This is a genomic window from Alcanivorax profundi (genome assembly GCF_003597125.1).
In the GTDB taxonomy this organism is placed as follows: domain Bacteria; phylum Pseudomonadota; class Gammaproteobacteria; order Pseudomonadales; family Alcanivoracaceae; genus Alcanivorax; species Alcanivorax profundi.
The window spans coordinates 33,646-47,092 of the sequence record NZ_QYYA01000006.1 but is presented as its reverse complement, the minus strand read 5'-3'; the positions used below and the strand labels follow the sequence as shown (position 1 = coordinate 47,092).

The window sequence follows — 13,447 nt, the reverse complement described above, 5'->3', positions numbered from 1 at the left end:
GGTGGAACCACCGCTCCCACAGTTCGGTTGTCCCCCAGTGGGAGCTTGCTTGCAGCGATGTGGCATCGGGAATGCTCTATCGCCAGCGTGCGGGCTCCCTCATCGGCTTCGCAGCCAGGGTGGCTAAATACTGTTGTCACGGTTCATCTATCAGGAGACGGAATTGCAAAGCATGAGAACACTTGCCGTGCTGGCGGCATGGCTACTGGTGAGTCCCGCCTTCGCCGGCGACTGGCTATTGTCCCTGAACGGTGAGCGCACCCAGGGCACATTGTTGCGCGGTCAGGTGGCGCCAGGAGTCTCCGTGTCCTTGGCCGGCAAACCGGTGCGAACCACGGGTGACGGTTTTTTTGCCGTCGGTTTCGGTCGCGATGCGGCGCTGGAACAGACACTGGTTTTGCAAAAGGAGGAGGTGACTCAGCAAGTGTTGGTCACCCTGAGCCAGCGTGAGTACGACATCCAGCGTGTGGAAGGGGTGCCCCAGCGGACGGTGGCGCCTCCCCCGGAGGCAGTGCTCAAACGTATTCGTCGCGAAGCCGCAGGTATCAAAGCCGCCAGAGCGACGGATTCTGACAGCGAATCGTTCCTGACGAATTTCCAGTGGCCGTTGACCGGCCGAATCAGTGGCGTGTATGGCAGTCAGCGGGTCTACAACGGCAAGCCGGGCCGCCCCCATTACGGCGTCGATGTGGCCCGTCCCACCGGCACGGTGGTGGTGGCTCCGGCCGATGCGGTGGTGACCCTGGTCCAGAACGATAATTACTACTCCGGAGGCACCCTGATTCTGGATCATGGCTATGGGGTCTCGTCCACCATGATTCATTTGAGTGAGGTACTGGTAGAAAAAGGCCAGACCGTCAAGCAGGGCGACCCGGTTGCCAAAGTCGGCGCCTCCGGCCGCGCCACTGGCCCCCACCTGGACTGGCGACTCAACTGGTTTGAGGAGAAGCTGGATCCGGTGACGGTAGTTCCACAAATGGCAGGTAACAATGAATAGTTAACAGCGGCGTGGTCGCGCTGATTGGAACCTGAAACACATGGAAAACCGTCTCGCGGCGGTATTAATTAAGCATTTCTACCAGCCCCTGATTGCTCATCAGCGCCACCCGGTTACGGCCTGCGCCTTTGGCCTGGTAGAGGGCTTCGTCGGCGAGCTTGAGGAGTTCGGCACCGTTGTCGGCCTGGCCGTCTGAGCAGGCGACCCCGACGCTGATGGTGACCACCTGGCTGATGCGGGAACCGCTGTGTGGCAAGCCTAGTTGCTCGACGCGGTTACGCATGCGCTCGGCAAACACCAGCGCATCGTTGAAGCTGGAATCGGTCAGTACGATCACGAATTCTTCGCCGCCATAGCGTGCCACAAAGTCTTTTTCCGCCTGCACCATGGATAGCGGTACGCTGGCGACCTTCTTGAGGCATTCGTCCCCGGCAGGGTGGCCATAGGTGTCGTTGTATTGCTTGAAGAAGTCGATATCAAACAGCATCAGTGTCACGCGTTCAGGAGCGTCAGGGCTTTGCTTCTGGAGCAGGTGATAAAGATGATTCAATCGGGATTCCATACCCCGCCGGTTGATACACCCGGTCATGCCATCCACCGTGGCCTGATTCTCCAGAATCAGGTTGGCGGAGTGCAGTTCATCCCTGTGTTGAAACAGAACGTGTTCTGACAGGAAGTGCTGACGTAGCAGTCGTTCATACACGTATTGACCGAACAGGCTCATGCTGGAAAAGGCGAGGGTGACTAACATCAGAGTCAGCGGTTCGAATTCTACACGTGAAGGATCCATAAACAGGGTAACCCCAAGAGCGCCTATCATAATCAGAGACCCTCCCAGTGCCTGGTAAAAGGGGACCCGGATCAGCGTGCAGATCATGATTACGGCAATAGGGGTATGCAGAAAGAACGTGTAGGAAAGAGGGTGGGAAATGGTGTATCCAAGGTAGTTTCCCGTGCTGGCGATGGCAAGCCCCAGTGTGAGCGTAGCGGGGTGCAGCCACTCGCGCCCGCGAGGGTTACGGGCCAGTAGCAGGCAGCCCCCGGTGATCATCAGGGTAAACAGACGCGGACGCCACGAGTGGGCAATGATTTCGTCACCAACGACAGATTCCACCAGCATCGCACAGGCCAACAGGATACCGATCAGGAGGAAAGCGCCCGGGGCGACCTTGGCCACTGAGGCGCGAAAGTATAGGCGGAAGTCCTTCTCTAGCGCCTTGGGCAGGCGCAGATGCCAGGGCAGCGAGATGTCGCTGCCGGTGGGCAGGGGATTGGGAGACTGTGTTGCCGTCACGCCGGACCGGGCTCCTGTTCATTCCATGAAGTTGGCACTGCCATGGTAGCGCAAGCGCCACGAGACGGCATAAATTGTTTTCCTGACGGCGCGCACCGGAGATGAAAGGTCGGTTTCCCTGTTAGTCCAAAAGGGCAAGCAGGGCCTGCTGTTTGGTCACCGAAAGCTGGCGAAAGCGCTCCAGCAAAAACGCTTCCTCCGAACCTTGCGGCACGGCGGTTTCTCCCTGAGGCAGGGTTTCGGGCCAATTACCCAGGCTGTGCTCCAACCGGGCAATGATTTCTGCATTCATGCTGCGATGGCTATGGTTGGCCGCCGTTGACACTTCTGCACGCATTCCGCAAGGGAAACGCACCACGAACTTCTCGGTTCGCGTGGTGGCGTTGTTTGTCATAGTAACCTCTGATTCTTTCCCGGTGGCCTGATGCTTGGCTGCCTTTGCGGTATGCAGGGCGTTCGACTGCGCCGCCGGGAAATGGGTAAACAGGGAAAAACCACTACCTGTGAGAACAGTGCCGGATCAGATTCAGGCTTGTATTACTGTGCCGCACCGTGATCTACATGTGTCCACACCTTACGCATTTTTTTGTTATCAGGCGATACTGGCAGGTTGCCATTAGTGCAAAGGGGGACGTGGTTAACACCTGTCATGAGAGGTCTCGAAGTCTTGCACTAAGGCGTGGCGCGCCATGCCCACAAATAGTTCGGGCAGGGCGGGCGGGCCGGGTGTTAGAATCCATTTCAATGATGTGGATTTGATAGGTTATTCAAGCAATGAATATTGCCAGCGCAGACCTGAACTTGCTCAAGTACCTGGATGTGCTGTTGCGTGAGCAAAATGTGACCCGGGCTGCCGAGCAGTTGGGGATTACCCAGCCTGCCATGAGTAACTCACTTAAACGGTTGCGGGAAATGTTCGGTGACCCCCTGCTGATTCGAACCAGCGAGGGGATGACTGCCACCGAGCGAGCCCAGGAGTTACGGCCGTTGGTTCGGCAAATCCTTGCCCAGGCAGAGCAGTTGTTCGTCCCGGAAGATATTTTTCGGCCGGAAGCCAGTCGCCGGGTGTTCCGGATCATGACCAGTGATTATGCCGAGGCGACTCTGGTGCCGCATATTGTGCGGCGGCTGCGGGCAGAAGCGCCCGATGTGGTTCTGGATTTTCTGACCCCCTCGGATGTGAGCTATCAGGATATGGAGCAGGGCCGGGTAGACATGGCGGTGAACCGGTTCAACGAGATGCCAGGATCATTTCATCAGGTGAATCTGTGGAAAGATTCGTTTTCCTGTCTGCTGAATCGCGACAACCCCATTGCCATGGATTTCAATCTGGAGAGCTACCTGTCGGCTCAGCATATCTGGGTGTCGAAAACCGGGTTTGGTGTTGGCTTTGGCATGAATCCCGAGAAGTTGGGCGGGCTTGGCTGGATTGATCATGCCCTGGAGTTGCTGGGCAAGAGCCGGAAGATCAGTATTTTTACCCGCCACTATCAGATGCCGGCGTTGCTGGCGATGAACAATGATCTGGTGGCGACCCTGCCGTCCCGGGTGGCGAAAATGCAGGCACAGAATCCCCGGCTGCTGATCAAGCAGCCGCCTTTCGATATCCCGGAGTTCGAGCTGAAGATGGCCTGGTCATCATTGTTGCACCACAACGTGGCTCATCGTTGGCTGCGTCGACTGATTCAGGAAGAGGCAGAAAGCATTCTCTCGCAGGAGTAATGGGCCGCCACGCCGCTCGCCCCCGCCCTTTGTCTGCAGGGGGCGATGCTCCCATGGGGATCCGGCTGGATGTGCCCATGGCTCCTGCAGACAGGCCCTAGATTACGGCAGAACCGGCCAGCCAGCCCGATTGGGTTCGGCCGGGCAGATCCTCGCCCGCTTCGGCGATGGCCCCTTTGCCAACCCCCTCGAAGGCACGCACCCGGAAGTGCTTGCCGGGCGCCTCTACCGCAAGCTGCTCAGCAATGTGGGCGGCCAGCTGCTCCACGGTGGAGTCAGTATTGATCAAATAACAGTGATCTTCCGGGATGACCAGCTCGAATCGCCCTTGTGGTGCGTCGTACCGGAACCGGTGATGAGGAATCTCATCAATGTAGTAGGTGCCCTCGAGATCCTCTTCTGTGCCGATATAGATATCTTCCCAGCGGTCGGCCCAGAGCTTTTCCCAGTAACGGCTGCGGCGTCCATTTTCAAAGATATGGATGCTGGAGCGGTGGCCGTGAGCAATGCGCTGGCAGTTGCCGTCGTGCTTCTTCAGGCCATGGGAATAGTGGTAATAGGGAGCGGTACCGGTGTCTTCCTCGCGCAGAATGACGCGAACCTCTGCGACATTCTCAGGCACGATACTTTGTACCAGCTCCATCAGGTACAAGGTCAGGCTGGCCTTGGAGACTTCCGGGCCGGACATCAGCAACAGGCTTTCGCTGGGCACGACCATGCGAATCGTGCCGCCCCGGTATTGCCACTCCAGGCTGGTGTTGTTGTCGCGCTCGGCCACGGAGACCTGTTCGCAGTCCATCGGCACCAGCAGTCGGTGATCCACATTGTCGTCGATGATACGTTTGATGGATTTCTTGATGTGGCCAAAATCGAACACCATGCCCTGATGGTCCAGATCGCCGCTTAATTCCAGGTCAACCAGCCAGGATTCCCCGATCATGCCGCGTTTGGGGTGCAGGTAGGAAAAATCTGCAACGGTCAAATTTTCAACAAAGAGTGTCGCCATGCTGTCCCGGTTGATCAAAGATGGATTCAGAGAGCACTATAATGCCACCATTCTGACCTGCCGCTAAGGTTGTCGTCACCGTATTGGGTTATTTTCCGTGCAGTTATCGTGCGAGCTGTGAACCGGGGCACACCCGATACTCAGTGAAGTGCACATCCTGACGGTAAATGTCCTGCTCGCGGCTGGCATGCTAACCAGGAGAGAATCACACCATGGCTGAAACCCTGTTCTCCAAGATCATCGACCGGGAGATTCCCGCCGACATCATTTTCGAAGACGACCAGTGCCTCGCTTTCCGGGATATCAATCCCCAGGCCCCGACGCACTTTCTGGTGATTCCCAAAAAACCGATTCCCAAATTGTCGGATGCCGGCGCCGAAGATGCGTCGCTGCTGGGGCATTTACTGTTGATCGCCAGCCAGGTTGCCAAACAGGAAGGGCTGGAAGATTTTCGTCTGAATGTGAACAACGGTGCCGGCGCCAGCCAGACCGTTTTCCATCTTCACGTGCACGTACTGGGCGGCCGTTCCTTCAACTGGCCGCCGGGCTGAATCCTGCCGCGGGCCCGGTGTGAGTATGCACTGGGCACGCTCCGTGCAGTGTCATGAATTATCTGGCGCACCTTTCTCTGGCCAAGCCCTCCGTGCCTTCCAAGGTGGGCAATGTGCTGGGTGACTTCCTGCGTGGCGTGGACCGTTCAGCCCTGTCTGGTCCGGTGGCACGGGGGTTGGCCAATCACCTGCTGGTGGACCGCTTTACCGATGACCACCCCTGGGTCGTGGCCCAGCGGCGAGGTTTTTCTTCACAACGCAGGCGATTTTCCGGGGTGGCACTGGATGTGTTGTTTGATCATTTTCTATGGCAGCACTGGTCGGATTTTCATGCGGAGCCACGCGAGGAAGCCATTGCGCAGCACTACCGGGACCTGGAAGCGGGCTTGCCGATGATGCCGGCGACCATGCGCCCCCGGATGGAGGGGCTGCTGGAGCATGATCTGCTAAACCGGTACGCCCGCCTGTCGCAGGTGGGAGAAGCCCTGGATGCCATCGCGGCCAGGATCCGTTTTGCGAACCCGTTTGCCGGAATGGTCGAGGAAATCGAACCGCGTTATGAAACGCTGGAAGCCGGGTTTCTGGTGTTTTACCCGCAGTTGCGTGAGGCGGTAGAGCAGGCAGCCCTTGAGCTGCCTGTATCGCCTGAACGGCTATAGCGCGGGCAGGCCCAGCTCCGCCATGGTGTCGTAATAGAGGGTGTCTGCCAGCTTGCGGTTGCGGGCCAGTGGCGAACGCATGGCGGGTTTGAAATTGGCAAAGTACTCACCGCTGATGCCGGCATATTGTGGATCGAGGGCCAGGCTCACGGGCAGGCGGGCGGCCTTTTCCGGGGTGGTCAGTGTGGGCTTGATCAGCGCCATGATGGGTTTGGGCACATGCCGGAAAATGGGGGTGTCCACTCCGCCGGGGTGCAGGGCGTTGCTGGTGATGCCCAGTTCCTGGAGCCGATCTGCCAGCACATTGCTGAACAGGATGTTACCCAGCTTGGATTGTCCGTAGGCATCCATCACCAGGTAGGGTTTGCGGCCCCGCCAGGTTTTCTTGTTGATGCGCCCCAACCAGTGAGCCACAGACGCCAGATGCAGGATGCGGGGCTGTTCCCCCTTTTGCAGCAGTGGCAGCATCAAGTGGGTAAACAGCACGGGCGCCAGATAGTTGACCCCGAACTGCATTTCATAGCCATCCCGGGTGTACTCCTGCCGGGTAGGTACCACGCCAGCGTTGTTGATCAGCACATCAATGGCGCCCAGCTCACGATAGAGGCTGGCTGCGCTGTCACGGACATTTTCCAGATCAGACAGGTCCAGCGGAAACAGGCGTACGCCGGCATTGGGATAGCGGTTCTTGATGCGGGCAACGGCGGATTGGCCCTTGCTGATATTCCGGCAGGCCAGAGTCACGTCTGCCCCCTGTGCTGCCAGCTGTTCCGCGGTGCAAAGCCCGATACCTGAATTGCCACCCGTGATCAGTACCCGTTTGCTCATGGAGAGTATTCCCTGTGGTTGTCATCCGTGGCGACAGGGTAACAGTCTGGCGACATCTGTAACGTGCTGCTGGGGCCAATTCCTGCCTCTTGTTGCTGGATCCAGTCAATAATGCGCTGCGCGGTAGCCTGCCACTGATTGCCTTGCAGCAGCAGGTGAGGGGCTTGTGGCTGAAACTGCCAGCACAGGTGGGGGTCAAAATGCCTGCGCAGGGCATCGATACCGGCTTGCGGCACCGTGTTGTCCTTGCCGCCGTAGAGCAGCATCACGGGTAACTCGGGGTAAGCCGGGCTGGCGGCCTGGTTGCTGGCGGTATCGGCCAGTTGAATGAGCCCCCAGTAGGTGTCCAGCCTGACCTGTCGCATGACCAGGGCATCGCGGGCCAGCCGCCGGGCATTGGCAGGGGCCAGAGACGGGTCGTCCGGGTCACGGTTTACGGTGACGCGGTAACCGGGTGCGATAGCGGCGACGGTAGCGATGGCGGCATTCCAGCCGTAGCGCAAGCGTATGCCTTCTCGCACCGCCGGGGCGGCCAGCACCAGCCCGGCGACTTTGTCAGGGCGCTGTTGTGCGGCCAGGATGGCGACTGCGCCGCCCATGCTTTCACCCAGCACGAACACCGGTCGTTGGTAGGCTTGGTAAAGATGATCGATGCGTTGTACCGCATCCTCGACCAGCCGTTGTTCCCCTGGCCAGTGGCCCTGCTGCAGGCGTGAACCAAAACCGGCCTGATCATAACTGTCCAGCAGCAGGCCGGCCTCGGCAAAGCGCGGACGCAGTTGATCAAAGGCGGCGTGGTAGTCGCCGAAACTGTGCAGGGCCAGCACCACGCCACGGGGCGGTTGATCTGCCTCCCACGACGTCAGTGTTGGCTCGATGGGCGTGCGGGTCTCCACATAGGCCTGCTGACTGCAGGCGCTGTACAAAGGCAACACCATAATGAAAACCAGAAAACGGAGCATGGAATGAGTGTAACCCTGCCGAGGCAACGGAAAGTGAATGCGGGCGGCTTTGCATTGGCTGTGGTGTCGCTGACCTGGCTGGTGTCGTTTTGCGAGGCACAACCCGAGCCGGAAACCCTCACGGTCACTGCGACGGCGTACAACTCCCTGCACGGCCAGGGGCACGGCAAGGACCATGCCCTGGCGGCGTGGGGAGACAGGCTGGAGCCGGGCATGAAGGCCATTGCGGTGTCCCGTGACCTGATTGCGCTGGGGCTGGACCATAACACCGAGGTGGAGATCGAGGGGTTGCCCGGAACCTGGAAAGTCAAAGACAAAATGCACAGGCGTTGGAAGAAAAAAATCGATATTTACATGGGTGAGGACATTGAGGCCGCGCGGGAATGGGGGCGTCGCAAGGTCGTGATCCGGTACACCGTGCCAGCCCGTGAGAGCGGGCAGTGACGAGACGACATTCCTTGCTGGCGGGTTGCAGGGCAACCCGCCGCTGACACTATTCCCGACTCATGAACTGCATCAGCAGGCGTGTGGCCCGGCTGGGCAGCAGCTTGTTGCTCAGCGTCATCAGTTTGAAGACGCCACCCACCGGATTGTGCACAGGGGCAGTCTCGGTGGCAGCCTGGAAGACGGTGCGGGCGATGTCGTCGGCATCCAGGTTGACCCCCATACGATCGACAACCGGTGAACGGAAGCTGGCTTCGGTCAACATGGGGGTGCTGACAAAGGGGGGCATGATGTCGAGTACCCGAATGCCCTGGCGGCCCCATTCAATATCCAGTGCCTCAGTCAGCGCACGCACGGCAAATTTGCTGGCGGAATAAGAGGCGAAGTGCGGAGTGCCGTAGAGCGCCGAGGCGGAGCTCATATTGATGACGGCAGCACTGTTACTGTCTTGCAGTAGCGGATGGGCGGCCAGCGTCATGTTGATCAGGCCGGTGACATTGATGTCGATAATACGCTTGTGCTGCTCGGCGCTGATGTCTTCAAAATGCCCCATCTGCAGGATGCCGGCACAGTTGAACAGCACATCCAGTCCGCCGCTATCGGCAGCGAATTCCTGGCAGGCGTGACGGCAGGCAATGTCGTCGGTGACGTCCAGCTGCCGATGCCAGCACTGATCCAGCTCGCTGGCCAGCTCGACAAGGGCGTCGTGGTTGATATCCGTCAGCCCCAGTGTCCAGCCATTGCGGTGAAACAGGCGAGCGGTGGCCAGGCCGATGCCGCTGGCCGCGCCGGTGATCAGGATCCGTTTCATGGGCGGACGTCCTTCCAGTGTTGGTGAATGAAGCGGGCGCAGGTCATGAGTGCCTGGTCGGCATCAGCCAGTACCCCGGCGTGGAGCTGGAAGTCATGCCAGCGTTGAGGGTGCACCTGCAGGTGTGCGGGCGTGCCAGCGTCATTGAGTGCCTGGCACAGCCGGTGGCTGTCATTGAGCAGGATCTCGTCACTGCCGGCCTGAATCAGCACCGGTGGCAGGTTGCCCAGCTCACCGTTGATGGGCGAGCACTGCGGGCGGGCACGGTCGGTGTCTGCACCGGCGTACAGAAGGGCGCCGCTCTCCAGCCAGGCGGGGCTGAGCAGGCAATCACGGTCGGTGTCGAACAGTGCCGTGGCGGTCAGGTCGACCCACGGCGAAAACAGAATCACGCTGCTGGGCAGGGCAACCTTGCGGGCCTGCAGGGCCTGCAATAGCGCCATGGCCAGCCCGCCGCCGGCGGAGTCTCCCATCAGGGTGAGGGTGTCCGGGTGAACGCCTTCATCCAGCAAACCCAGGTAGACCGCCACCGCGTCGTCAATCGCTGCCGGGCAGGGGTGCTCCGGGGCGAGACGGTAATCTGGCACCACCACCCGGGCATTGGCATAGCGGGCCAGATGAGAGGTGATGGCTTTGTGGGTGTCGGGGCTTCCGGCCACATAGCCACCGCCATGCAGATACAACACCGTGCCTTGGGCATGAAGCGGTTGATAGTGACGGCAGGGCACGTCGCCAACCGGGGCGTCATGACTGCCCACGTCCCGTGCTGTCAGGGTGGTGCCGGCAATGAGGGTCATCCAGCGGCGTTGAGTCTGGATGCTGAAGCGCGGGTTGACCACCGGTTTGAACAGCAGCGCCAGCGAGGTGCGCAGGATCCCGGCCAGCACTTGCTGCAGCAAGGATTGAGACCGGCTGATGCGGTCAACGAACAAGCTCATAGTCGCTCCAGTTTACGTGGCGGGTAAGGCGGCGATAGTCGAAGGTAAAGCCCGGCCAGTTGTTAGTGTTCTTGCCGCTGTCAGTCTTGTACCAGCTATGGCAGCCCTTGTCCCAGACGGTTGCGCGTATCTTGCGTTGCACGTCGTCATTGAATTGAGCTTGTACCGTATCGCGGACCTCCAGTGCACGCAGGCCTTGCTCATCCATCTCTGCCAGACACTGGCGCACATAGTGAATCTGGCTTTCCAGCATGTAGATGATGGAGTTGTGTCCGAGATTGGTATTGGGGCCGTAGAGCATGAAGAGATTGGGGAAACCGCGAACAGTGATGCCCAGGTAGGCCTCGGCTCCGTCCTGCCACGCCTGGTTCAGATCCTGGCCGTCGCGGCCGATAACGGTCATGGGGGTGAGGAAGTCAGTGGCCCGGAATCCGGTGCCATAGATAATGACATCGGCTTGGTGGTGGGTGCCGTCGGTATCGGTCAGGCCGGTCGCATCGACCGAGGCGATGCCGTGGTTGATAACGTCCACATGGTCCTTGGCAAGGGCCGGATAATAGTCATTGGACATCAGGATGCGTTTGCAGCCCATGGGGTAGTCCGGGGTGAGCTTCTCACGCAGCGCCGGGTCGGCAATCTGCTTGCGCAGGTGGCGCTTGAACAGCCATTCGTAGATCTTCATGGCCTGCTGCAGGGACGTGAAGCCCAGCACCCGGGATTCATTGGCGGCGTAAATGCGCAGCCGGTCCAGCGTCTGGGTGGCCGGGAGCCATTTGAGCAGCCGGTGTTCCAGGGAATGGTAGGGGCGGTCGGGTTTGGCAATCACATGGGCCGCAGAGCGCTGGAACAGTTTTACCCGGGCGGCCTGTTTGGCCACTTCCGGGACAAACTGGATGGCACTGGCGCCGGTGCCGACCACCGCCACGGTTTTTCCTGTCAGGTCGATGTCATGGTTCCAGCGGGCGCTGTGGAAGTGCGCTCCCTGAAAATCCTCAATGCCGGCGAGGGGGGGATAGGCGGGCTGGTTGAGCTGGCCTGTCGCAGTAATCAGTGCCTTGCAGGTGAGAATGTCGCCATTGGTCAGGGTAACCTGCCAGGTGCCAGCGTCATCCTGGTAGCGGGCGTCGGCGACTTCGGTGTTAAAGCGAATGTGGCGGTAGATGTCGTATTTGCGGGCGCAGTATTGCTGGTAGGCAAAGATTTCCTGCTGCGGGGCAAATCGGCGACTCCAGGGGTAGTGCCGCTCAAAGGAGTACGAATACAAGTGGGACGGCACGTCACAGGCCGCACCGGGGTAGGTGTTATCGCGCCAGCAGCCGCCCACATCGTGGCCTTTTTCGATCAGCAGGAGATCATCCTGCCCCTGTTCCTTGAGACGAATCGCCATGCCAAGACCGCCGAAACCGGCGCCGATGATGATGACCTGATGGGTAGGGCTCATGGGGTATACATCCCGTTAACTGTTATTGATACCACTGTAGCGAGACCGGTTGCTGCTGTTTATGGCATTCTGGGACACAAAATTGTGGAAAACGGACACGGCCATGAGCACCCTGCGCGCCATCACCAGCGTACGACTGCAAGCCGCCTATGGCGCAGAGCAGGGGGTGCCTGTGTCGGTAGCACTGGCAGGTTCGGGGATTGATGCGGCCATGCTCAATCAGGCGGACGCCACCATTGAATCGGCGCAGGAACTGAAGGTGATCGAGAACCTCTGTGCGCACCTCGATGACCCCGTGTCTCACGGGTTGGCCATGGGACAGCGCTACCACCTCAGCAGCTATGGTGTGTGGGGCTTTGCCCTGCTGAGCAGCCCCACCTTTGGCGATGCCATTCGGTTGGGGGTGCGCTATCTGGGGCTGACCTTTGCGTTTGTGGATGTGCGGTTGCAGGAAACCCGGGACAACGCCGTCCTGGTGCTGGAAGATGCCGGGTTGCCGGAAGCGGTGCGGCCGTATCTGCTGGCCCGGGATGCCAGTGCCATCATGGTGATCCAGGAGGAGCTGTTTTCTTTGCGGGTGCCTTTGACGGCATTACGGCTGCGATTGCCGGACAGAGACCCCGCGCAGGTGATCTCGCTATTCGGTCGCGAGCCGGTATTCGACAGTGCAGTGAGTGAGGCCGCTTTCGCGCGCGGCTTGCTGGATATGCCGTTACCGCAGGCGAACCCGGTGACGGCACGGCTCTGCGAAGAGCAGTGCCACCAGTTGCTGGTGCAGCGGCATTCCCGCGGCGGAACGGCGGCCCGATTACGCCGGCGGTTGCTGCAGCAGCCGGGCCGCTTTCCTTCTCTGGAAACACTGGCTGAGGAGCTGCACATGAGTCCCCGTACCCTGCGACGCCATCTCAACCGGGAGGGAACCGGGTATCAGGAACTGCTTGATGAGGTGCGACGGATGTTGGCAGAGCAGTGGCTGACGCTGGGCATTCTGACTCTGGAAGAAATCAGCGAAAGGCTGGGGTACTCGGAGCTGTCCAACTTCATTCACGCTTTTCGGCGCTGGACTGGCCAGACCCCTGCCCGCTATCGGCGTGGCCGAGTCGCGGGCTGAAGCGGCCTCTCAGGGCATCTTCGGCAGCTGCATTTCCCCTTCCTTGTCGAAGGCCAGGGGGATGGGAACACCGGCCACCCGGGCCTTGCCCACTAGCCGGTATTTGAGTGGTTCACCCTGTTGCTGCTGGATCTTTTGCAATTGCTGCAGGCTGCTCATCAGGCTGGTGGTGATAGTGGTCGTCACCTTGGCATCGCCCATGGCAGGGAGGGTGACGGTGTCCCCGGTCAGGCCGCGGGCAAATTTTTCGCCGTTCACATAGATTTCGTAATCCAGGCTTTTCAGTGTCAGTTCCCGGTCATTGGGGTTGCGCGCTCTCAGGGTGAGCCCCCACTCCTGCTCGAACAGGGTGAAGCTGTTCAGGTTGATGCCCGTGACACTGACTTCCGGGGCTTCAAGCTGGCCAAGGGTATGGCAGCCGGATAGTAGCAGGGCGGTGGCCAGAAGCCAGGCAGAAACGCGTGCTTTCATTGGGAATCCATTTCGTGAGGGTGTGCGGTAAGACTCAGAGACTCACTAGAATACGGACAAAGGTTCATCGCGAAAAGCGAGAGGCGAAACGCAGTTGGTCTGGGGCGTGCCGGTGGAACCCGCTGGAGAGAGGGGTGGAACAAGTGCATGCCGGACGGCCCGGCCTCCCGCCACGCCACCGCGCCCCAAGGGGGCGCGCATGGCGCGGCATC

At 59.8% G+C, this 13,447-nt stretch carries 15 protein-coding genes; 6 read left to right on the top strand and 9 right to left on the bottom strand.

What is annotated here, in order from left to right; genetic code table 11:
- Positions 1–172: 172 nt before the first annotated feature.
- A complete protein-coding gene (locus tag D4A39_RS15330) occupies positions 173–997 on the top strand; it encodes a M23 family metallopeptidase (protein WP_022983725.1) in 825 nt (274 codons plus the stop codon).
- Between the two features lie 64 nt (positions 998–1,061).
- Here the strand turns inward: D4A39_RS15330 and D4A39_RS15325 are convergent, their stop codons facing one another.
- A complete protein-coding gene (locus D4A39_RS15325; RefSeq protein ID WP_022983724.1) occupies positions 1,062–2,291 on the bottom strand; it encodes a GGDEF domain-containing protein in 1,230 nt (409 codons plus the stop codon).
- 121 nt (positions 2,292–2,412) lie between these two features.
- Positions 2,413–2,685, bottom strand: coding sequence for an Arc family DNA-binding protein (locus D4A39_RS15320; RefSeq protein WP_022983723.1), 273 nt, complete (start codon positions 2,683–2,685; stop codon positions 2,413–2,415).
- 380 nt (positions 2,686–3,065) lie between these two features.
- On the opposite strand from D4A39_RS15320, the gene D4A39_RS15315 reads away from it, so the two are divergent.
- Positions 3,066–4,013 (top strand): LysR family transcriptional regulator, encoded by a 948-nt coding sequence (locus D4A39_RS15315; RefSeq protein ID WP_022983722.1) that lies wholly within the window; start codon positions 3,066–3,068, stop codon positions 4,011–4,013.
- A 97-nt stretch (positions 4,014–4,110) separates the two neighbouring features.
- Here D4A39_RS15315 and D4A39_RS15310 read toward each other — a convergent pair whose 3' ends face one another.
- A complete protein-coding gene (locus tag D4A39_RS15310; RefSeq protein ID WP_022983721.1) occupies positions 4,111–5,019 on the bottom strand; it encodes a 6-pyruvoyl trahydropterin synthase family protein in 909 nt (302 codons plus the stop codon).
- Between the two features lie 212 nt (positions 5,020–5,231).
- On the opposite strand from D4A39_RS15310, the gene D4A39_RS15305 reads away from it, so the two are divergent.
- Positions 5,232–5,570 (top strand): histidine triad nucleotide-binding protein, encoded by a 339-nt coding sequence (locus D4A39_RS15305; protein ID WP_022983720.1) that lies wholly within the window; start codon positions 5,232–5,234, stop codon positions 5,568–5,570.
- Positions 5,571–5,623: 53 nt separating this feature from the next.
- Entirely contained in the window at positions 5,624–6,229 is a 606-nt protein-coding gene (locus tag D4A39_RS15300; protein ID WP_022983719.1) for an acyl carrier protein phosphodiesterase, read from the top strand.
- On the opposite strand, the gene D4A39_RS15295 is transcribed toward D4A39_RS15300, so the two are convergent.
- Together D4A39_RS15295 and D4A39_RS15290 are read right to left on the bottom strand one after the other, a co-directional pair.
- Positions 6,224–7,057, bottom strand: coding sequence for an SDR family oxidoreductase (locus D4A39_RS15295; RefSeq protein ID WP_022983718.1), 834 nt, complete (start codon positions 7,055–7,057; stop codon positions 6,224–6,226). The two genes, D4A39_RS15300 and D4A39_RS15295, sit on opposite strands and share 6 nt — an antisense overlap.
- Positions 7,054–8,019 carry an alpha/beta fold hydrolase gene (locus D4A39_RS15290; RefSeq protein ID WP_022983717.1) on the bottom strand — a complete coding sequence of 322 codons (966 nt, stop codon included), beginning with the start codon at positions 8,017–8,019 and terminating at the stop codon, positions 7,054–7,056. Before D4A39_RS15290 ends, D4A39_RS15295 begins: the two co-directional genes overlap by 4 nt.
- Positions 8,020–8,022: 3 nt before the next feature.
- Between D4A39_RS15290 and D4A39_RS15285 the strand changes: the two genes are divergently transcribed.
- Complete coding sequence (locus D4A39_RS15285) at positions 8,023–8,463, top strand: 3D domain-containing protein (protein ID WP_022983716.1); 441 nt, start codon at positions 8,023–8,025, stop codon at positions 8,461–8,463.
- Positions 8,464–8,512: 49 nt separating this feature from the next.
- Here the strand turns inward: D4A39_RS15285 and D4A39_RS15280 are convergent, their stop codons facing one another.
- The 3 genes from D4A39_RS15280 to D4A39_RS15270 are packed head-to-tail and all read right to left on the bottom strand — an operon-like array spanning position 8,513 to position 11,653.
- On the bottom strand, positions 8,513–9,274 hold the full coding sequence (locus tag D4A39_RS15280) for an SDR family oxidoreductase (protein ID WP_022983715.1): 762 nt from the start codon (positions 9,272–9,274) through the stop codon (positions 8,513–8,515).
- On the bottom strand, positions 9,271–10,212 hold the full coding sequence (locus D4A39_RS15275) for an alpha/beta hydrolase (protein WP_022983714.1): 942 nt from the start codon (positions 10,210–10,212) through the stop codon (positions 9,271–9,273). The genes D4A39_RS15280 and D4A39_RS15275 overlap by 4 nt, the downstream gene beginning before the upstream one ends.
- Positions 10,196–11,653, bottom strand: a complete 1,458-nt coding sequence (locus tag D4A39_RS15270) for a flavin-containing monooxygenase (protein WP_022983713.1) — start codon at positions 11,651–11,653, stop codon at positions 10,196–10,198. Before D4A39_RS15270 ends, D4A39_RS15275 begins: the two co-directional genes overlap by 17 nt.
- A 103-nt stretch (positions 11,654–11,756) precedes the next feature.
- Between D4A39_RS15270 and D4A39_RS15265 the strand changes: the two genes are divergently transcribed.
- Positions 11,757–12,764: an AraC family transcriptional regulator gene (locus D4A39_RS15265; protein ID WP_022983712.1), complete on the top strand. Its 1,008-nt coding sequence runs from the start codon at positions 11,757–11,759 to the stop codon at positions 12,762–12,764.
- A 9-nt stretch (positions 12,765–12,773) separates the two neighbouring features.
- On the opposite strand, the gene D4A39_RS15260 is transcribed toward D4A39_RS15265, so the two are convergent.
- Entirely contained in the window at positions 12,774–13,235 is a 462-nt protein-coding gene (locus D4A39_RS15260) for an LEA/WHy family protein (protein WP_022983711.1), read from the bottom strand.
- Positions 13,236–13,447: the final 212 nt, after the last annotated feature.

Excerpts from the sequence above, each read along its gene's own strand:
- D4A39_RS15330 (WP_022983725.1), top strand. The coding sequence starts at position 173 with ATGAGAACACTTGCCGTGCTGGCGGCATGGCTACTGGTGAGTCCCGCC.
- D4A39_RS15320 (WP_022983723.1), bottom strand. The coding sequence starts at position 2,685 with ATGACAAACAACGCCACCACGCGAACCGAGAAGTTCGTGGTGCGTTTC.
- D4A39_RS15315 (WP_022983722.1), top strand. The coding sequence starts at position 3,066 with ATGAATATTGCCAGCGCAGACCTGAACTTGCTCAAGTACCTGGATGTG.
- D4A39_RS15310 (WP_022983721.1), bottom strand. The coding sequence starts at position 5,019 with ATGGCGACACTCTTTGTTGAAAATTTGACCGTTGCAGATTTTTCCTAC.
- D4A39_RS15305 (WP_022983720.1), top strand. The coding sequence starts at position 5,232 with ATGGCTGAAACCCTGTTCTCCAAGATCATCGACCGGGAGATTCCCGCC.
- D4A39_RS15300 (WP_022983719.1), top strand. The coding sequence starts at position 5,624 with ATGAATTATCTGGCGCACCTTTCTCTGGCCAAGCCCTCCGTGCCTTCC.
- D4A39_RS15295 (WP_022983718.1), bottom strand. The coding sequence starts at position 7,057 with ATGAGCAAACGGGTACTGATCACGGGTGGCAATTCAGGTATCGGGCTT.
- D4A39_RS15290 (WP_022983717.1), bottom strand. The coding sequence starts at position 8,019 with ATGCTCCGTTTTCTGGTTTTCATTATGGTGTTGCCTTTGTACAGCGCC.
- D4A39_RS15285 (WP_022983716.1), top strand. The coding sequence starts at position 8,023 with ATGAGTGTAACCCTGCCGAGGCAACGGAAAGTGAATGCGGGCGGCTTT.
- D4A39_RS15280 (WP_022983715.1), bottom strand. The coding sequence starts at position 9,274 with ATGAAACGGATCCTGATCACCGGCGCGGCCAGCGGCATCGGCCTGGCC.
- D4A39_RS15275 (WP_022983714.1), bottom strand. The coding sequence starts at position 10,212 with ATGAGCTTGTTCGTTGACCGCATCAGCCGGTCTCAATCCTTGCTGCAG.
- D4A39_RS15270 (WP_022983713.1), bottom strand. The coding sequence starts at position 11,653 with ATGAGCCCTACCCATCAGGTCATCATCATCGGCGCCGGTTTCGGCGGT.
- D4A39_RS15265 (WP_022983712.1), top strand. The coding sequence starts at position 11,757 with ATGAGCACCCTGCGCGCCATCACCAGCGTACGACTGCAAGCCGCCTAT.
- D4A39_RS15260 (WP_022983711.1), bottom strand. The coding sequence starts at position 13,235 with ATGAAAGCACGCGTTTCTGCCTGGCTTCTGGCCACCGCCCTGCTACTA.